Origin of the sequence: Methylosinus sp. (assembly GCF_036560965.1) — a bacterium.
Classification (GTDB): Bacteria; Pseudomonadota; Alphaproteobacteria; order Rhizobiales; family Beijerinckiaceae; genus Methylosinus.
Window position 1 is genome coordinate 1 of the sequence record NZ_DATBQF010000020.1, and the last position, 17822, is coordinate 17822.

The 17822-nt window shown below is 67.8% G+C and carries 21 protein-coding genes; 6 read left to right on the top strand and 15 right to left on the bottom strand.

What is annotated here, in order from left to right; all coding sequences use genetic code 11:
* Nucleotides 1-253, top strand: a 253-nt coding sequence (locus VIF40_RS06305; RefSeq protein ID WP_331936674.1) for a formaldehyde-activating enzyme, incomplete at its 5' end; no start/stop codon positions are given.
* Nucleotides 254-352: 99 nt separating this feature from the next.
* Nucleotides 353-1393 (top strand): hydantoinase/oxoprolinase family protein, encoded by a 1041-nt coding sequence (locus VIF40_RS06310; protein WP_331936675.1) that lies wholly within the window; start codon nucleotides 353-355, stop codon nucleotides 1391-1393.
* Between the two features lie 45 nt (nucleotides 1394-1438).
* Here VIF40_RS06310 and VIF40_RS06315 read toward each other — a convergent pair whose 3' ends face one another.
* From VIF40_RS06315 to VIF40_RS06345, 7 genes are all read right to left on the bottom strand, one after another.
* Nucleotides 1439-3028, bottom strand: coding sequence for an ATP-binding protein (locus tag VIF40_RS06315; RefSeq protein ID WP_331936676.1), 1590 nt, complete (start codon nucleotides 3026-3028; stop codon nucleotides 1439-1441).
* Nucleotides 3029-3231: 203 nt separating this feature from the next.
* A complete protein-coding gene (locus VIF40_RS06320) occupies nucleotides 3232-3798 on the bottom strand; it encodes a DUF4337 family protein (protein WP_331936677.1) in 567 nt (188 codons plus the stop codon).
* A gap of 72 nt (nucleotides 3799-3870) precedes the next feature.
* A complete protein-coding gene (locus VIF40_RS06325) occupies nucleotides 3871-4440 on the bottom strand; it encodes a DUF447 domain-containing protein (RefSeq protein ID WP_331936678.1) in 570 nt (189 codons plus the stop codon).
* Nucleotides 4441-4460: 20 nt separating this feature from the next.
* Entirely contained in the window at nucleotides 4461-5855 is a 1395-nt protein-coding gene (locus tag VIF40_RS06330; RefSeq protein ID WP_331936679.1) for a DUF6513 domain-containing protein, read from the bottom strand.
* A complete protein-coding gene (locus tag VIF40_RS06335; protein ID WP_331936680.1) occupies nucleotides 5848-6417 on the bottom strand; it encodes a flavoprotein in 570 nt (189 codons plus the stop codon). The genes VIF40_RS06330 and VIF40_RS06335 overlap by 8 nt, the downstream gene beginning before the upstream one ends.
* Nucleotides 6414-7247: an aspartate kinase gene (locus VIF40_RS06340; RefSeq protein WP_331936681.1), complete on the bottom strand. Its 834-nt coding sequence runs from the start codon at nucleotides 7245-7247 to the stop codon at nucleotides 6414-6416. The genes VIF40_RS06335 and VIF40_RS06340 overlap by 4 nt, the downstream gene beginning before the upstream one ends.
* Nucleotides 7225-8442, bottom strand: a complete 1218-nt coding sequence (locus VIF40_RS06345) for a (5-formylfuran-3-yl)methyl phosphate synthase (RefSeq protein WP_331936682.1) — start codon at nucleotides 8440-8442, stop codon at nucleotides 7225-7227. The genes VIF40_RS06340 and VIF40_RS06345 overlap by 23 nt, the downstream gene beginning before the upstream one ends.
* Nucleotides 8443-8604: 162 nt before the next feature.
* On the opposite strand from VIF40_RS06345, the gene VIF40_RS06350 reads away from it, so the two are divergent.
* Nucleotides 8605-9288: a type 1 glutamine amidotransferase domain-containing protein gene (locus VIF40_RS06350; RefSeq protein ID WP_331936683.1), complete on the top strand. Its 684-nt coding sequence runs from the start codon at nucleotides 8605-8607 to the stop codon at nucleotides 9286-9288.
* 1 nt (nucleotide 9289) lies between these two features.
* Here VIF40_RS06350 and VIF40_RS06355 read toward each other — a convergent pair whose 3' ends face one another.
* The 6 genes from VIF40_RS06355 to trpB form a co-directional block, all read right to left on the bottom strand.
* Entirely contained in the window at nucleotides 9290-10594 is a 1305-nt protein-coding gene (locus VIF40_RS06355; RefSeq protein WP_331936684.1) for a folylpolyglutamate synthase/dihydrofolate synthase family protein, read from the bottom strand.
* A gap of 19 nt (nucleotides 10595-10613) precedes the next feature.
* Nucleotides 10614-11474 carry an acetyl-CoA carboxylase, carboxyltransferase subunit beta gene (accD, locus tag VIF40_RS06360; RefSeq protein WP_331936685.1) on the bottom strand — a complete coding sequence of 287 codons (861 nt, stop codon included), beginning with the start codon at nucleotides 11472-11474 and terminating at the stop codon, nucleotides 10614-10616.
* Nucleotides 11471-12367, bottom strand: coding sequence for a tryptophan synthase subunit alpha (gene trpA / locus VIF40_RS06365; RefSeq protein ID WP_331936844.1), 897 nt, complete (start codon nucleotides 12365-12367; stop codon nucleotides 11471-11473). Before trpA ends, accD begins: the two co-directional genes overlap by 4 nt.
* Nucleotides 12368-12434: 67 nt before the next feature.
* Nucleotides 12435-12767: a type II toxin-antitoxin system PemK/MazF family toxin gene (locus VIF40_RS06370; protein ID WP_331936686.1), complete on the bottom strand. Its 333-nt coding sequence runs from the start codon at nucleotides 12765-12767 to the stop codon at nucleotides 12435-12437.
* Nucleotides 12767-12958, bottom strand: a complete 192-nt coding sequence (locus tag VIF40_RS06375; RefSeq protein WP_331936687.1) for an antitoxin — start codon at nucleotides 12956-12958, stop codon at nucleotides 12767-12769. The genes VIF40_RS06370 and VIF40_RS06375 overlap by 1 nt, the downstream gene beginning before the upstream one ends.
* Nucleotides 12959-13076: 118 nt before the next feature.
* The gene (trpB, locus tag VIF40_RS06380) at nucleotides 13077-14324 is read right to left on the bottom strand and encodes a tryptophan synthase subunit beta (RefSeq protein WP_331936688.1); all 1248 of its coding nucleotides are present in this window, start codon (nucleotides 14322-14324) and stop codon (nucleotides 13077-13079) included.
* Nucleotides 14325-14491: 167 nt separating this feature from the next.
* Here trpB and VIF40_RS06385 point away from each other — a divergent pair, with 167 nt between their 5' ends.
* A complete protein-coding gene (locus VIF40_RS06385; protein ID WP_331936689.1) occupies nucleotides 14492-14695 on the top strand; it encodes a type II toxin-antitoxin system HicA family toxin in 204 nt (67 codons plus the stop codon).
* Nucleotides 14692-15099: a type II toxin-antitoxin system HicB family antitoxin gene (locus tag VIF40_RS06390; protein WP_331936690.1), complete on the top strand. Its 408-nt coding sequence runs from the start codon at nucleotides 14692-14694 to the stop codon at nucleotides 15097-15099. The genes VIF40_RS06385 and VIF40_RS06390 overlap by 4 nt, the downstream gene beginning before the upstream one ends.
* Before the next feature lie 48 nt (nucleotides 15100-15147).
* Here the strand turns inward: VIF40_RS06390 and VIF40_RS06395 are convergent, their stop codons facing one another.
* Entirely contained in the window at nucleotides 15148-15786 is a 639-nt protein-coding gene (locus tag VIF40_RS06395; protein ID WP_331936691.1) for a phosphoribosylanthranilate isomerase, read from the bottom strand.
* 227 nt (nucleotides 15787-16013) lie between these two features.
* Between VIF40_RS06395 and hpnH the strand changes: the two genes are divergently transcribed.
* Entirely contained in the window at nucleotides 16014-17165 is a 1152-nt protein-coding gene (gene hpnH, locus VIF40_RS06400; protein WP_331936692.1) for an adenosyl-hopene transferase HpnH, read from the top strand.
* Here the strand turns inward: hpnH and VIF40_RS06405 are convergent.
* The gene (locus tag VIF40_RS06405; protein WP_331936693.1) at nucleotides 17106-17816 is read right to left on the bottom strand and encodes a phosphorylase; all 711 of its coding nucleotides are present in this window, start codon (nucleotides 17814-17816) and stop codon (nucleotides 17106-17108) included. The two genes, hpnH and VIF40_RS06405, sit on opposite strands and share 60 nt — an antisense overlap.
* Nucleotides 17817-17822 lie beyond the last annotated feature (6 nt).

Genomic DNA, 17822 nt, shown 5'->3' on the forward strand with positions numbered 1-17822 from the left:
GGCCCAGGCCGGCGTCGCCAAGGCCGTCGCCGATTCGGTCGCCGAAGGCGTGATCCCGCTCGCCGAGGCCGATGACCTGTTCATCTCGGTCGGCGTGTTCATCCATTGGGAAGCCAACGACGACAAGAAGATCCAGGAATATAACTATCAGGCCACCAAGGAAGCCATCGCGCGCGCCATCAAGGGCGAGCCGACGGCCGCTGAAGTCGTCGCCAAGCGCAACGACGTCAAGCATCCCTTCGGCGCCAACTGACGGCTTCATCCGAAGCTCGAGGATCTTCGGGGGAGCCGTTCGCGGCTCCCCTTCGCTTTTTAAAGCGGCTCTCCTTCGCTTGCTAAAAAGAGTGCGCGCGTGACCAGCGTCATCGGCTTCGACATAGGCGGCGCGCATCTGAAAGCCGCGCTCGCCCGCGACGGTCGGATCGTCGAGGTCCTGCTGCTGCCTTGCAATCCGCATTATGGCGTCGCGCGGCTCGAGGGCGCGCTAGAGGAGGCGCTGGCCCGCCTCGGCGCGGCCGAGCGTCTCGCCGTCACCATGACCGCCGAGCTCTCCGACGCTTTCGCGACGCGCGCCGCCGGCGTCGCGACGATCGCCTCGGCCCTCGTGCGGCGCGCGAATGGCGTCGAGGCGCTGTTCTATGCGGGCGAGGCCGGCTTCCTGCCCTTCGCTGCGATCGGCGACGTCGCGCAGGCGATCGCTTCGGCCAATTGGCGGGCCAGCGCGGAGCTGGTGGCGCGGCGCATTCCCGAGGCGCTGCTCGTCGACATGGGCTCGACGACGACCGATCTCGTCCCCGTGTCCAGCGGCCGCGTCAGCGCCCTGGGCGGCGGCGACGCCGAACGGCTCGCCAATGGCGAACTGGCCTATACGGGCGTGTCGCGCGGCGATCCGCTGGCCGGCGTGACGCTGGCGCCTGTCGCCGGCCGCTGGACGCCGCCGGCGCGCGAAAATTTCGCGACCATGGCGGATGTGCGCCGCGTGCTCGGCGACCTCCCCGAGGACGCCGACGCCGAGCCCACCGCCGATGGGCGCGGCAAGAGCGTCGCCGAATCGATCGCTCGTCTCGCGCGGCTCGCCGGCCGCGACGCCGTCGAGGCCTCGCCCGCGCAATGGCGCGCTTTCGCGGATTTCCTCGCCCGCGCGCAGATGCGGTCGATCGAGGATCGGATCGCGCTGCTGCGCTCGCGCGGCGCTGTGACGGAGGACGCGCCCATTGTCGGCGCCGGCGTCGGCCGGGCGCTCGTCGCGCGTCTGGCGCTCTCCGAGGGGCGCGCCTATCGGGACGTCGCCGATTTCATCGATGCGACGCCGCAGGCCGCGAAGGCCGCCGCCGATTGCGCGCCGGCCGCAGCGGTCGCTCTGCTCGTGGCGCGACGCCAGGCCTTGCTTTGACGCGTTCCGACGCCGAGCCGGCGTCCGCGACGGCTGGAAACGCTCTCAGCCGGCGGCGGCTGCGCGCGCCAGCAGGCCACGCACGCAAGCCGTCAGCTCGTCGAGCGTGAAGGGCTTGCGCAGCACCTCGATGTTGGATGCGAGATCGAGGCTGTCGAGCGACTTGCCGGCGTAGCCGGTGATGAGCAGGATCGGAAGATCGGGACGAGCGGCGCGGGCGGCTTCGGCGAGCTGGCGTCCGCTCACGCCCGGCAGGCCGACATCCGTGACCAGCAGGCGCAAGGCCTCGTCCGATTCGAGCACCTTCAGCCCCTCGGTTCCGTCATCGGCCTCGATGACGTCGCAGCCCATCTCCTCGAGCGTGTCGGCGATCTGGAGGCGCACCTCCAGCTGATCCTCGACGAGCAGGGTTTTTCCGCATGGCGCGGCGGCGCAGGCCTCCGGCCGAGCCTCGACCGCCATGGCGGCCGGCTCCTCCGGCGCGGTGGCCGGCTGGTCGCGCCCCGGCAGATAGAGGCGCACGCTGGTCCCTTTTCCCGGCGCGCTGTCGATACGCAGGAAACCGCCCGATTGCTTGGCGAAGCCGTAGATTTGCGACAGGCCGAGCCCGGTGCCGCGCCCGATCGGCTTGGTCGTGAAGAAGGGCTCGAAGACATGCGCCAGCACGTCGGGGCTCATGCCGGAGCCATTGTCCTTCACGGCGATCTCGACATAGTCGCCGGGCGCCAGGTCCGGATCGGAGGGATCGGCGTCGAGCCGGCGATCGGCCGTCGCGATCTCGAGCACGCCGCCGGCGGGCATGGCGTCGCGCGCATTGATCGCCAGATTGAGCAGAGCGCTCTCGAGCTGCGACGGATCGCAGACGACATTGCGCCGGCAGCGCCCGAGACGCAGATCGAGCTCGATGCCGCCGCCGAGCGTCCGCCGCAGCATATCCTCTATGCCGACGACGAGCCTGTCCGGCTCGATGACGCGCGGCAATAGCGTCTGCCTGCGGGAAAAGGACAGCAGCCGGTCGATGAGATTGGAGGCGGAGCTGGCCGCCTTGCGGATCGCCGCGACGGCGGGGCCGATCTCCTCGGCGCGCCCGCGCGCCAATTGGCGCTCGATCACGCCGAGCGAGCCGATGACGACCTGCAGCACATTGTTGAAGTCATGCGCTATGCCGCCGGTCAGCTGGCCGATCGCCTCCATCTTCTGCGCATGGATCAGCCTCTCCTCGCTCTCGCGCAGAGCGGCGTTGGCCGCGCGCAGCTGCTCGGGCGAAGGAAGCGCGAGAAATTTCGGCAGCCACCACCACAGCGCGACCGACGTGCCGAGCGAGACGATCGCCGTCGCCGCCTTGACGATTCCCTGCACGCCATAGAGCGGCTTCCACAGCGTGACGACATCGAGCCAATGGGTCGCGCCGCAGAGCAGGATGAAGGCGGCGAACAGCCATAGCAGCGGCCGAAAAACCAGGTCGGCGCGTCTCTGCCCGATGATGACCAGCGCCAGCGGGATGGAGAAATAGGCCAGCGCGATCAGTCCGTCGGAGATCGCGAAGAGCCAGATGAGGCCGGGCTCCCAGAGGAGGCAGAAACCATGCGGCGTCAGACCGTCGGCGCCGAAGAGCCATTCGCTCAATGCAGACATCGGAGGCACTCCACCTCCAGAGAAATCGCAATGGAGGCTGAAAAAACAACCCATGCGCGGGCCGAGCGAAACCGTCCCGGCGCGCAAAAAAATGAGATAAGTCGACGAAATTACGAACGAAAACTCGGCAATGCGCGGATTTTGAGCCGGCTTCGGCCGGGCGGCCGCGACGCTGAGCCGCGGGCCCGGCCGTTCAGAGGCGCTCAGATATAGGCGTAGCCGGCCAGGACGACGCCCGAGGCGGCCAGAGCGAGGCCGCCGTACCACGGCCATCTGCGGCCGCGGGTGATGATCGCGATCGTCGCTATGGCGATCGCCGCATGCACCAGCGTGACCGCCACCGTCAGTATGTGATGGCGATGCTCGTGATGCTCGGCTTCGTGCAAATGCTCCTCGACGTGATGCTCGAGCCCCTCGGCCTCGATCTTGATCGCCTTGCTCTCGTCGTCATAGCGCTTGGCCTCGCGGCCGATCAGCTCGGCCTGCGGACCGCCCTGCCGCGCGGCGACCTCATTCACGCTCTTCTTGATGCTCTTGGCCTGGAAGAACGCCCATTGGTCGCTGGCCTTGCTCTGGCTGAGCGCCGCGGCGTTCTGAGCGCCGAGCGTGGCGGCCGTCTCGATCGTCTCCAGGCTGCCGATGGTCGCGGCGACAACGGCGAATACGGCGATCGTCACCGACACCTGCGTCATGAAGGGCGTGCCTTCATGGGCGACATGCTCGGCATGTTCCGCATGCTCGAGGTGCTCTGTCGTCATTGCTTCGGACATGGTCCATCCTTCGTGAAAAATTGCGTCGAAATTCGCGCGCAGGCGCGCCGCCGCCCTCCGAGGGCGAATCGGTCATTCCGGCTGCGTTTGAAGATAAGCCTCGATCTTGGCCGTCACCAGCTCCCACGCCTCGCGCTCGGCGGCTCCGGCCGTCTTGTCGATCGCGATCTGGAGATACGCCAGTTCTGTGTCGATTTTTTCGCGGGGCAGCATGCCGAGCCGCGTCGCCAGGATCGCCGCCTCGACGACCGCCGCCTGGGCGCGGTTGAATCCCAAAAACGGCTTGTGGGAGACGATTTTGCGAATGCGGCAGAAAAAACGCGGGCGCTGCGGATCGCCTTCGTTGCGCGCCACTTCCAGCTCGGCGTGCGAGAGGGCGGCGGCGAGGCGCGGCGCCGGCCAGCCGGGGACGGCCGCCATCGGCCAGTCGCCCCTGCCGCAGACGCAGCCGGCGAAGATGCGCACATCGTCGACGAAGCTCGCGGTGGCGAAAGGCGCGGCCTCGAGATTGGCGAGCGTCGTCGAGGGGCGGAAGGGCGCGATGATCCAGAATTCGTCCTGCTCGATCAGCCCCAGCGGCGCGATATGCGTCTGGCCATTGGCTCCGACGGTGGTGACGATGCATTCGTGGATCATGGGCATCGGCTGCTCCTGTTCGACAATCAGTCTCGCGCCTTGCGCAGCGTATGGCCGGCTTCGCGCTGGCGGGTCTCGTCCTCGCGCGATCTGTCCATGGCGCAGCCGAAGTCCAAGGGCTCGTCCTGCCGATAGCGCTTGCCCAGACGAAAAGCGATTTCCGCCTTCATGAGTTCCGCGCCGAGATAGAAGGCGTGCGCGCCGTCCTTCTCGACGCCGAGCTCGGGAAACAGCGACATGGCGTCCGGCGCGACGCGATGAAAGTCGCGCGCATAGATGTGAATCCCGTCCTCCGCGACCTCGATGCGGAAGTTCTCGTCGCGCAATTGCCGCGCCAGCTCGGCGATCTCGTCCGGCGTCGCCGCATAGGGGCGCTTGTCGTGGATCTGCAGCAGCGCGTCGCTATAGCCCTTGGGCAGAGCGCGATCGGCGCGGGCCGCGAACAACATGCGCCGCGCGGCGTCATGCTCCTGCACGGTGCGGCGCGTATGCGGGCTCACCTGCACGGTGAGCAGATGACGAATGTCCAGCTCCGAGCAGAGGCCGAGCAGAATGGCGGTGACGCCGGCCGAATCGGCGTCGGTCAATTCGGTGAGATTGCCCGTGCCCATCATCATCTCGGCTCGCGGCTCGCGGCGCCGCGTCTCGACATAGCGCTCGATGGAGGCGGCGAGGCCGAAGTGAATGGGATCGAGGATCGGATCGAGAATATAGGCGATTCCGCGGCTCTCCGCGATCCGCGCGGCGCGTTGCAGCGAATCGAGATCGCCATGCGGATTGGGCACGAGAATCGGAACCAGCGGCGAATGATCGGGCAGGATGGAGAGGCTGTGCTCGTCGAGGCTGAGCAAATGATCCGCGCCCGCGCGCGCGCCGCGCTCCAATTCCTCGCGCCGCGCCGAATCGAGGCTGACGGAAAAGCCGCGCTCTTTGAGCGCTCGTATCGTCTCCTCCATATGCGGAAACGGCGTATCCGGCAGGCAGCCGAGATCGATGACGTCGGCGCCCGCGTCCTTCAGCAGGGTCGCGCGCGCGACGACATCCTCGACGCTCATGATCGATGCGTCGACGATCTCGGCGAAGATGCGCATGTCGTGGCGCGAGAGATCGGCCGCGGCGCCGCGCTTGCCGAGAAAAGCCGGAAGATCGGCGATCTCCTCCGGCCCGCGCTCGAAAGGCGCGCCGAAGGCTTGCTCCAGCGCGGCGAGATCGGCGCGGCAACGGCCCGGCAAGATGACGCGATCGGCCTCCAGCGGGCGCGGCAGACGGCGCAGGATGATCTCCTGCGTCATCAGCGCCGCGACCTTCACGCCGATGTCGTGGATGCGCCAGTCGCTCGCCTCCTCGCCGAAGCCCGCCAGCATGCGCTCGAGGCGCGGCAGAGCGAGATGGCCGGTGAGGAACAGCAGGCGCTCAGACATTCCCGATCGGCTCCCGGGCGGCGAGCTCGCGGCGCCGTCGCTCGACGGCCTCGTGCAGGGCGGCGAGGCTCTCGGCGACCTGCGTCCCCTCGAAGTTCTTGAGCTTGTCGGTGTTCTCGAGATCGATGCGGCGCGGATAGACCATCACCTTGCGGTCGGGCGCCTGCGTCTCCAGCTCCGGCGCCGTGTCGCAGGCGAAGACGACCGTCGGCACGCGGCATTTGCCGGCCTGGGCGAACACATTGGTCGCGAGATTGTCGGAGATGCCATAGACGAATTTGGCGACCGTGTTGGAGGTCGCCGGCGCGACGATCAGCGTGTGGTAGTAGCTGTGATAGAAGCCGCCGACCGGAACCGAACTCGCCGTGGTGTCGCGGAAGACGCGGACGTGATCGGGCATGTCGTCGAGCCGGTGCTTGTACATGCGGATCACTTCCGCCGCCGCCTTGCTGACGAAGAGGTCGACATGATCGAGCGATCGGATGATGTCGAGACATTCGGTGAAGAAATGTCCCGAGCCGGTGAGCGCCCATCCCCACCGCGGCGTGACCACCTTTTTCATGATGCGATGCTTTGCTCTCTGGTGAAATCGAAGGCGGCGCCGGGAATGGCGCCGCGGCCGAATGTTTCCGCCGCCTCGCGCAGCGCCGCGGGGCCGGCGATGAAGACGTCGAGCCCTCGCGCGTGATGCGCGAAGCAGGGATCGACAATGGATTGCGCCGCCTCCCGATCCGGCGCGCTTCGAGACGCGGCCTGCGGCCGCTCCTCGGCATGAGGGAGTGTGTGGGCGCCCTCACCCTCCCCTTCAGGGGGAGGGTCGGATCGTGAAACGATCCGGGGTGGGGTGAGCCCCGAGACTCGGGAGGTCGCCCTCTCCCGATCGCCTTCGGCGCTCGACATCCCCGCTCCAGAGGGAGGTGAGGACGCGCGCCAATCGACGCTCTTGATCAGCAGCAGAGCGCTTGCTCCTGCTTCGCGCGCATACCAGGCCGCGAGACTGTCGGACGTGATGTCCCAGCTCTGCGGAATTTGGGGAGCGGCGCGCGTCATCGCAACCGGGCGCCAGATCGTCGCGGCGCCGCGCCGATGCGCCGCCTCGGCCTCCCGCGGCGTCGAGACGGCGACGAGCTGCGGCTCGAGGTCGCAGAGCGCGCGCCCATATTGCTCCATCGCCATGATCGCCATCTCATGCGCGGCTTCGTCGGAGAAGCGCAGCGTCTCCTGCGCGCGGCGCACGGCGTCGGCGAAGGGGCCGCCGCCGGGGACGATCGTCAGAGGGCCGTCGTAGCGCAGCAGCGCGGCGAGCCATCGGCGCAGCGCGGGCGAGGCCGAGAGGCTCCCGCCGAGCTTGGCGACCAGATGGCGCGTCTCAGCTTTTGGGCTCGGCGGCATCGGGGAGGCCCGGAAAGAGGTGATGGACCTTGGCGGTCTCGGCCTGGCGCTCGCGGCGGATGCGCACGCCGACCGCGCCCGGCGCGACGTCGAGCTTCTCCACCTGCACATTCACGCCCTGCACGCGCTCGTGCCGCAGCACCAGCTCGGCGAGGCGCTCGGCGATCGTCTCCACGAGCTCGATATGACCCGAGGCGAGGATCATTTTTATCGCATCCATGATGACGTCATAGGAGAAGACATTGCGCATGTCGTCGCCGCTGACGGAGACGCGCGTCACATCGACGTCGACATTGAAGCGAACGCGCTGCGTGCGGCCGCGCTCGAAATCATAGGCGCCGATCTCGACCGGAATGACGAGGTCGCGCACGAAAATGTGATCGATCTCGCGGCTGCGCTCGCGGCTCTCGAGAAAGCCGCGTCCGACCACCAGCGACCAGTCGACATTGGCGGCCGGCCGCGGGCTTTTCGTTTCGGCGCGCGAGGCGGCGGAAGGGACGCGCGGGACGTCGCCGGCGATGACGTCGCCGGGGATGAGGTCGCGGATCAGCGCCACCGCCTGCGCGTCGATCGCGCTTCTGCGGTCATGGCCCGCGCAGAGCGCGCCGCGAAAGCCGATCACCTCGACGCCCGTCACCAGAAGGCGCGGCACGTCCGGCGCCTCCAGCGAGCCGGCGAGGCCCGCCTCGAGGCCGAGCGCATGGCAGCGCTCGACGAAGGAAGAGAGCGCGCCAATGTCGAAATGCTCGAGCAGCCGGCCCTTGCCCTTATGCGCCGTGTCGAGCAGGGCGCCGGCGAAGCCCGCGCGGGCGAGGCGCGGCAGCAGCTCCAAATCCGGCCCGAGATCGGCGAAGAGGACGGCGACGAGCCGCACGCGCTGCGCGAGCGGCGCCAGCGCCTCGATCAGCGCCTCGGCGTCGGGCGTCGCGGGCAGAGCGAATTTCACGAAAGCGACGCCGAGCGCCGCCGCCTCCTCGATGGCGCGTCGCGCCGGCTCGGGGTCGTGCGAGAGCTCGACGACGGCGCTGACCGGACGCCGTCCGGCGACGGCTGCGACGATCGCGGCGATTTCGGCCAGGGGCAGGGCGCCCAGCGCGCCGCGGGAGGCGTCCTTGCAGTCGATGACGTCCGCCCCGCCGGCCAGAACGATCTCGGCCTCGGCCACGCTGGAGACGCTCGTCAACATCAGGGTCATTCACTTCGCTCCGTCCACGCGAGACGCTTCCCGCGCGCTTGTGGAGCAAATTTTCCCCGAATCCAAGTAGGCTCGAGCGCGCGGCCCCTCATCGGGACGGGCGCCGGCCGGGGGCGCGCGCCATTTATCCATCGCCGCGAGCGCGCGAACAGGGAGAAAGCTATGAAAATTCTCATCGTCCTCACCTCGCATGATCGGCTCGGCGACACCGGCCGCAAGACCGGCTTCTGGCTGGAGGAGCTCGCCGCGCCCTATTATGTCTTCCAGGACGCCGGGGCGGAGGTGGTTCTGGCCTCGCCCGCGGGCGGCCGGCCCCCGCTGGACCCCATGAGCGACGAGCCGGATTTCCAGACCGATCTCACCCGCAGATTCGCGGCGGATGCGACGGCCGAGGCGCGGCTCGCCGACACGGCGCGTCTCGACAGCCTTCGCGAGGCCGATTTCGATACGGTCTTCTACCCCGGCGGCCATGGGCCTCTATGGGATCTCGCCGAGGATGCGCATTCGATCGCTTTGATCCGATCCTTCGTCGCGGCGGGCAAGCCCGTCGCCCTCGTCTGCCACGCCCCGGGCGTGCTGCGCGATGTCGTGGGGCCGGATGGCGCGCCGCTGGTCGCCGGCAAAAATGTGACCGGCTTCGCCAATAGCGAGGAGGAGGCCGTCGGCCTCACCCATGTCGTTCCCTTCCTGGTCGAGGACGCGCTTCGGGCGAAGGGCGGGCGCTACTCCAAAGGCGCCGACTGGGCGCCGTATGTCGTTCAGGACGGTCTGCTGATCACCGGGCAGAATCCGGCGTCCTCGGGCCCGGCGGCGCGCAGGCTGCTGGAGGCGCTCGCCGCGGCGTGAGCTATTCGATGACCGAGCCGTTGAGCGCCAGCACGCCGGCGGCGAGATAGAGCGAGCCGGCGATCAAAATGCGCGGCGGAGTCTCGTAGCTTCGCTGCGAGATGATGGCGAGCGCCTCCTCGACGCTCTGCGCGGCGGCGGTCCGCATGCCCTCGGCGCAGGCGAGGGCGGCGATCTCCTCCGGCGGCCAGCTCTTGTGCTCGCCCTCCACCGGCACGGCGACGACCTCGCGGGCGAGGCCGACGAAATGCATTATCAGCGCGCGCACGTCCTTGGTGACCTGCGCGCCGCAGACGAAGACCAGCGGCCGCGCCGATTTCTCCTCGAATTCGGCCATGGCCTCGGCGAGCACGCGGCCGCCGTCGTCATTGTGGCCGCCGTCGAGCCAGACTTCCGAGCCCGGCGGAACCAGCTCCGCCACCCGTCCGCGCGACAGCAATTGCAGCCGCGCCGGCCATTCCGCGCGGCTGAGGCCGGCCTCGATATGCTCGCCGCCGATCTCGGGCGCGACGGCGCGCAGGGCGGCGATGGCGCCGGCGGCGTTGGCCTGCTGGTGGCGGCCGGGCAGGCGCGGCAGCGGCAGGTCCAAGAGGCCGCGCTCGTCCTCGTAGACGAAGCGGCCATTCTCCTCGCGAATGTGGAAATCCTCGCCGGCGATCGACGTCGGCGCGCCGAGGCGCCGCGCCTCGCGCTCCAGCACGGCGCGGGCGGCGTCCTGCTGAAAGCCGATGACGGCCGGAACGCCGCGCTTGAAGATGCCGGCCTTCTCATAGGCGATCTTCTCGATCGTATCGCCGAGAAATTCGGTGTGGTCATGCGAGATGGAGGTGATGATCGTCGCCCTGGGATGCGCGATCACATTGGTCGAATCATAGCGCCCGCCGAGGCCGGTCTCCAGCAGCAGCCAATCGGCCGGCTCCTCGGCGAAGAGCGCGAAGGCGGCGACCGTGGTGATCTCGAAGAAGGTCACCGGCCGCTGGCCATTGGCGCGCTCGCAGTCTTCCAGCGCGCGCTTCAGCCGCTCGTCGTCGACGAGCCGGCCGGCGAGGCGGATGCGCTCGTTGAAGCGCAGCAGATGCGGCGAGGTGTAGACATGCACGCGCTGTCCGGCCGCCTCCAGAATGGCGCGCAGAAAGGCGAGCGTCGAGCCTTTGCCATTGGTGCCGGCGACATGGATGGTCGGCGGCAGGCGCTGCTCTGGATGGCCCATTGCGGCCATGAGTCTCTCGGTCCGTCCGAGCGACAGATCGATCTTCTTTGGATGAAGGTCCAGCAAGCGCGTCAGAATCGCGTCGCGCTGATCCATGGCAATGGCTTTCGCTTTTTTAGGCCGCGCGGCGCGGCGCCTTGGTCAGCAGCGCGCAGACCCGCGCCAGCGTCTCACGCATTTCCGTGCGCGGCACCACCATGTCCACCATGCCATGGTCGCGCAGATATTCGGCGCGTTGGAAGCCTTCCGGCAGCTTCTCGCGGATCGTCTGCTCGATGACGCGGGCGCCGGCGAAGCCGATGATCGCGCCGGGCTCGGCGATGTGAATGTCGCCGAGCATGGCGTAGGAGGCGGTGACGCCGCCCGTCGTCGGATTGGTGAGCACGACGATATAGGGCAGGCGCGCCTCGCGCAGCCGGCGCACGGCGATGGTGGTGCGCGGCATCTGCATCAGCGAGAACATGCCTTCCTGCATGCGTGCGCCGCCGGAGGCGGTGAAGATGATGAAGGGCGTGCGCTTTTCTATGGCGTGGCTCATGCCGGCGATGATCGCCTCGCCCGCCGCCATGCCGAGCGAGCCGCCCATGAACTCGAAGTCCTGCACCGCCACGGTGACGGGCGCGCCCTCGAGCTTGCCATAGGCGATGGTCAGCGCATCGATATGGCCGGTCTTCAGCCGATATTCCTTGATCTTGTCGACATAGCGCTTGATGTCGCGGAATTTCAGCGGGTCGCTCGGCACATCCGGCGTCGGGATCAGCTCATGCGCGCCGTCGTCGAAGAGGCTGGCGAGCCGCGCCTCGACAGGGATGCGCATGTGATAGCCGGAGCCCGGCACGACATAGAGATTGTCCTCTATGTCCTTGTGGAACACCAGCTGGCCGCTCTCCGGGCATTTGACCCAGGCGTTCTCGGGCGCCTCGCGCTTGATGAGGGCTTTGATCTTGGGCGGAACGACGTTGGAATACCAGTTCATGACCAGAGCCTCGCGAGCGCTCCCAAGGCCGCTTTCAGCGAGAAGGGCTCATCCTTGCTCGCGGCTTGCGCCCGCGCGCTGCGCACGCCGCGGGAAAGTTCGGCGACGAGCGAGGCGACAGCCTCGACCGTCTGTGGGCCCGCGCGCTTCTCCGCGTCGAGCGATTTCGCCAGAGCGTCGACCAGCGCCGTCCCCACCACCACGCCATCGGCGTATTTGGCGATGGCGGCGGCGTTCGCCGCCGTTTTGACGCCGAAGCCGACGGCGATCGGCAAAGGCGTGCTCCGCTTGATGCGCGCGACCGCCTCCGACACGCCGGAATAATCCGAGAGCGCGGCGCCGGTGATCCCGGTGAGCGACACATAATAGACGAAGCCGCTGGTGTTTTCGAGCACTTTGGGCAGGCGCTTGTCATCCGTCGTCGGGGTCGCGAGGCGGATGAAGCTCAGCCCGGCCGCCCGCGCCGGCAGGCAGAGCTCCGCATCCTCCTCCGCCGGAAGATCGACGATGATGAGCCCGTCGACGCCGGCCGCCTTCGCCTCCTCGAGGAAGGCGGCGACGCCATGGACATAGACGGGGTTGTAATAGCCCATGAGCACGATCGGCGTGGCCTGATCCACGGCGCGGAAGGCGCGGACCAGATCGAGCGTCTTGTTCAGCGTGGTCCCGGCCTTCAGCGCCCGCAGCCCGGCCGCCTGGATGGAGGGGCCGTCGGCCATCGGGTCGGTGAAGGGCATGCCGAGCTCGATGACGTCGGCGCCGGCCTTGGGCAGGGCTTTCAAGAGAGCGAGCGAGGTCTCGAGGTCCGGGTCGCCGGCCATGACGAAGGTCACGAGGGCGGCGCGGCCCTCGGCGCGCAAGGCTGCGAAGCGGGCGTCGATGCGTGTGGTCATGGTGGCGGAAGTCATGGCGGCAGCCGATAGCATAGGGGAGGGCGAAGGGGAATGGCTGGAGGGTGCGTCACTCCAGCAATGTCGAAAGCCGAGCGATCACTTCCGCGACAATGTAGTCAGGAGCGCTTTCGAGCTTTCGAGCGCCGCGGGCGCGTAGATCGAGCGTCCTCGCCTGATCGCAACGCACGACGCCGTCAGTGGTCAGCCCGCTTCCCGTGAGCGGAACGGCGAAGCCGGACGCACGAGCGAAGCCTCCGCCGCCGGTGATCGGCACGCAGAGCGGCGCGCCCGCACGCCGGTTGAATCGGCTCGCCGAAACGATCATCACGCAACGGCGGCCCTTTTGTTCGTGGCCCTCTGTGGGGTCGAGATCGACGAGGTAGATGTCGCCTCGATCCATCAGAGAAGTTCGCGACCGACGGGTGGCGAATTCATCCAAACCTCGTCCGTCTCGGAGACCGAAGCAGCCTCCTCGGACAAAAGTTCGTCGAGCGAATAGTGAGGCCGGGGCTGCGGCTCGACGATCAGCCGGCCGCCCTCGACCGACAGGCCGACGGTCGACTCGGCTGCGAGCTCGAGCGCGCTGAGCATGGCGGGCGGAACCGCTACCATGACGGAGCCGCCGACCTTTCGAAGCTTGGCCGTCTGCATTGCTGTGCCCCTATCGTATTATATAAAAATATAACCCAATAGGCGGCCGCCGGCAAGATCACATCCCGCCCAAATGCTCCGCCACGGCGAAAATATCCTTGTCGCCGCGTCCGCACAGATTCATCACCATCAGATGATCCTGCGGCTTCTGCGGCGCCAGCTCCATGACCTTGGCCAGCGCGTGGGAGGGCTCCAGCGCGGGGATGATCCCCTCGAGCTTGGAGCAGAGCTGGAAGGCGGCGAGCGCCTCCTTGTCGGTGGCCGAGAGATAGGTCACGCGGCCGATGTCGCGCAGCCAGGAATGCTCCGGGCCGATGCCCGGATAGTCGAGGCCGGCGGAGATCGAATGGCCTTCGAGAATCTGGCCGTCGTCGTCCATCAGCAGATAGGTGCGGTTGCCATGCAGCACGCCCGGCCGTCCGCCCGCCAGCGAGGCGGCGTGGCCGTTCTCGACGTCCAGGCCATGGCCGGCGGCCTCGACGCCGTAAATCTCGACCGAGGCGTCGTCGAGGAAGGGGTGGAACAGGCCGATGGCGTTGGAGCCGCCGCCGATGCAGGCGATGAGCGAATCGGGCAGCCGGCCTTCCGCCTCGAGCATCTGCTCCTTCGCCTCATTGCCGATCACCGATTGGAAATCACGCACCATGGCGGGGTAGGGATGCGGGCCGGCGGCGGTGCCGATGCAATAGAAAGTGTCGGCGACATTGGTGACCCAGTCGCGCAGCGCCTCGTTCATCGCGTCCTTCAGCGTGCGCGCGCCGGACTGCACCGGGCGGACTTCCGCGCCGAGCATCTTCATGCGGAAGACATTGGGCTTTTGTCGCTCGACATCGACGGCGCCCATGTAGACGACGCAATCGAGGCCGAAGCGCGCGCAGGCGGTGGCGGTGGCGACGCCGTGCTGGCCGGCGCCCGTCTCGGCGATGATGCGCTTCTTGCCCATGCGGCGGGCGAGCAGAATCTGGCCGAGCACATTGTTGATCTTATGCGCGCCGGTATGGTTCAGCTCGTCGCGCTTGAAATAGATTTTGGCGCCGCCCTCGCCGCCGACCGCCGCCGTCAGGCCGCGCAAATAGTCGGTCATGCGCTCGGCGTAATAGAGCGGGCTCGGCCGGCCGACGTAGTGCTTCAGCAGGCTGTCCAGCTCGGCCTGGAAGGAAGGGTCGGCCTTGGCCGCCCCATAGGCGCGCTCGAGGTCGAGGATCAGCGGCATCAGCGTCTCGGCGACGAAGCGGCCGCCGAAGAGGCCGAAGCGGCCGTTCTCGTCCGGGCCGTTGCGGAAGGAATTGGGGGTCTGCTCGTTCACGGTCGGTCCTCCTGCCTCGGCGTCGGCGCTCTCTTAGACCCTCCACGTTTTCGATGAAAGCGGGCCTGCCTCGGGCCTCGGGCTTGCGGCGCATCTATTTGCGCATCTGTCCTTGACGAAGGCGAGCGCTGGGCGCACATATTTACGCATAAATGGGACGGACTGCGATGCATCCCGAAACCGACCGTTCCAGGATCGTCGCGCGGCTCGAGCGCGAAGGGTGGGTTTCGGAAGGCGGCGCCAAGCACGACAAGCTCGGCCATGCTGAAAGGCCGGGCGTAAAGATCATGGTCCCGCGCCACAAGACGCTCACGCCGGGAGTGGCGCGGAACATCGCCAAAGCGGCCGGATGGGTGAAGGAGCCGAAATGACCCGCTATTTCGCAATTCTCGACGGCGAGCCCGGCGCGTTCGGCGTCTCGTTTCCCGACTGCCCGGGCTGCGTCGCCATGGGCGAAGACGAAAACGAGGCTTATGAAAACGCCATCGAAGCGCTCGGCGAATGGGTGCGCGATACGATGGCCGAAGGGGACGCGCCGCATCCGCGCCGAATAGAGGATTTGCGCCGCGATCCCGAAGTCGACGCCACCATCGCCGAGGGCGGAATCTTCCTCGCTGTTCCGCTCATCATCGAAAACGGTCGGCCGGTAAAAGCGAATATCTCGCTCGACCAGGGCTTGCTCGCGGCGATCGACGCCGCCGCCAAGCGCAGCGGCTTGACCCGTTCTGCATTTCTCGCGAGCGCGGCGCGCGAGAAAATCGCTGCGTCGAGCTGAGTCGGAAGCGGCCCTTTCAGGCTGCATCGCGACTATGGCCGACATTCATCACATCCGCGCCGCCGCGACAAAGGCCGCGATCTTCGCCTCGTCCTTCACGCCCCGCTCGCTCTCCACGCCCGAGGACACATCCACCGCCGGCGCCCCCGTGCGGCGCAGCGCCTCCGCCACATTGGCGGGGTCGAGGCCGCCGGAGAGCATCCAATCGCCGCCGCTATAGCCGCGCATCAGCTCCCAATCGAAAACCGTCCCGGCCCCGCCGGGGACGGCGGCGTTCGGCGCGGGCTTGGCGTCGAAGAGGAGAGTGTCGGCGACCTCCCGATAGGCCGTCGCGCGCGCGATATCGGCGGCGTCGGCGACGCCGATCGCCTTGATGACGGGCAGGCGAAAGCGCGCCTTCACGGCGGCGACGCGCTCTCGCGTCTCCTCGCCGTGCAATTGCAGGAGATCGGGCGCGAGCGCGGCGACGATGGCGTCGAGCGCGGAATCATCGGCGTCGACGGTGAGCGCGACCTTGGCGATGCGTCCCTGCGCCGCCTGCCCGAGCGCGCGCGCCGTCTCCAGCGCGACATGGCGCGGGCTCTTCTCGAAGAAGACGAAGCCGGCCATATCCGCGCCGGCGGCGATCGTCGCCTCCAGCGTCGGCCGGGTGGACAAGCCGCAGATTTTGACGATCACGCCGGGCAAATGTCGCTCTCGCTGTTTCCGTTTTCGGGCCGCGACCCTATCATGACCGGCTCGCGCCCGAAAAACGCCATATCCTCGAGGCGAGATCGCGGACGAGCGCCGCCGGTTTGCGTGGTCGAGCTTTCGTGTTAGACGAACCATTCCGACGCTGTGCTTCGCGCGCGTCGAAGCCGGGCGGCCATCGCGCCGCTTTGTCGAAGAGCCGGTCCCGAGAAGGAACAGCTTTCTTGTCCATTCCGCTTCGCTACGTCATGTCGATCGGCGGCTACATTCTCCGCCAACATCTCGCCGGCCGGAAGCGCTATCCGCTCGTGCTGATGCTCGAGCCGCTGTTCCGCTGCAATCTCGCCTGCGCCGGCTGCGGCAAGATCGACTATCCGGACCCTATTCTCGACAAGCGGCTGTCCGTGGAGGACTGCCTCTCCTCGGTCGACGAATGCGGCGCGCCGGTCGTCGTCATCGCCGGCGGCGAGCCGCTGCTGCACAAGGAGCTGCCGCAGATCGTCGAAGGCATAATGGCGCGCAAGAAATTCGCCATCGTCTGCACCAATGCGCTGCTGCTCGCCAAAAAGATCGATCAATATAAGCCGAGCCCTTATTTCACCTGGTCGATCCATCTCGACGGCGACGAGGAGATGCACGACCGCGCGGTGAGCCAGAAGGGCGTCTACAAGCGCGCCGTCGAGGCGATCGCGCTGGCGAAGTCCAAAGGCTTCCGCGTCACCATCAACAGCACCTTCTTCCAGGACGCCGATCCGGCGCGCGTCGCCGCTTTCTTCGACGAGGCGAAGCGTCTCGGCATAGACGGCATGACAGTGTCGCCCGGCTACGCCTATGAGCGCGCGCCCAATCAGGAGCATTTCCTCAATCGCGCGCGCACCAAGGAGCTGTTCCGCGACGTGCTGCGGCGCGGGCGCGGCGGCCGGGCCTGGGCCTTCGTGCAGTCGGGCCTGTTCCTCGACTTTTTGGCCGGCAATCAGACCTATCATTGCACGCCCTGGGGCAATCCGGCGCGCACCGTCTTCGGCTGGCAGCGTCCCTGCTACCTTCTGGGCGAGGGCTATGTCCCCACCTTCAAGCAGCTGATGGACGAGACCGATTGGGACTCCTACGGCGTCGGCAATTACGAGAAATGCGCCGATTGCATGGTCCATTGCGGTTTCGAGGCCACCGCCGTGAAGGACGCCGTCGTGCGTCCGTGGAAGGCGGCGCTGGTCGCTCTGCGCGGCGTGCGGACGGAAGGCGATTTCGCGCCCGACATCTCGCTCGAGAAGCAGCGGCCGGCGCAATATGTCTTCGACAAGAATATAGCGACGCTGTCAGAGCTCCGAGAGGCCGAGGCTAAGGAGCGGGCCGAGAAGACGCCCACAGCGGCCTAAGGTCGCCGAAGATTTGCGGAAATCCAGACCGGCGAGGATCAGATCGCCGATCTGGCGCGGCTCGCGGGCGAGATCGCGGAACACGGCCCGAAAATCGACGCCGCCGTCCGGCGTGACGGCGGTGGTCGCCAGCGGCGGCAGCGCCCGCGCCGCCGGATCATTGACCACGCGCACCACGGCCAGCGGCAGGCGCCGGCGCTCGGCGAATTCCGCGGCGATATGCGTCTCCATGTCGACGACGGCGGCGCCGGTCTTTTTCCGCAGCGCCGCTTTGGCCGCGGGGTCGAGCACCGGCGCCTCGACGCCGGCGATGACGCCCGGGACCACCTTGCCGCCAGAGGCGCCGAGACCTTCGCTCAAAATGGCCGAGAGCTCTGCGCTCGTCTCATAGCGCTTGCCCTCGGCGACGACGGCGGAGCCGATGACGACGTCGCCCGGCCGCAGCGCCGGGTCCAGCCCGCCCGCTATGCCGAAGCTGACGACGCCGGCGAGCGCGAAACCCTGCGTGCGCTCCAGCGCGGCGCGCAGACCCTCGGTGTCGGCGCCGCTGCAAATCGGCACCAGACCTTCGCCCTCGGCGCAGGCGCGCTCGCTGAGCAGCCCGGTGATGATGAGAAACCGCGGGGGCTCCACCTCATCCGGTCCGTCCAAGCGACG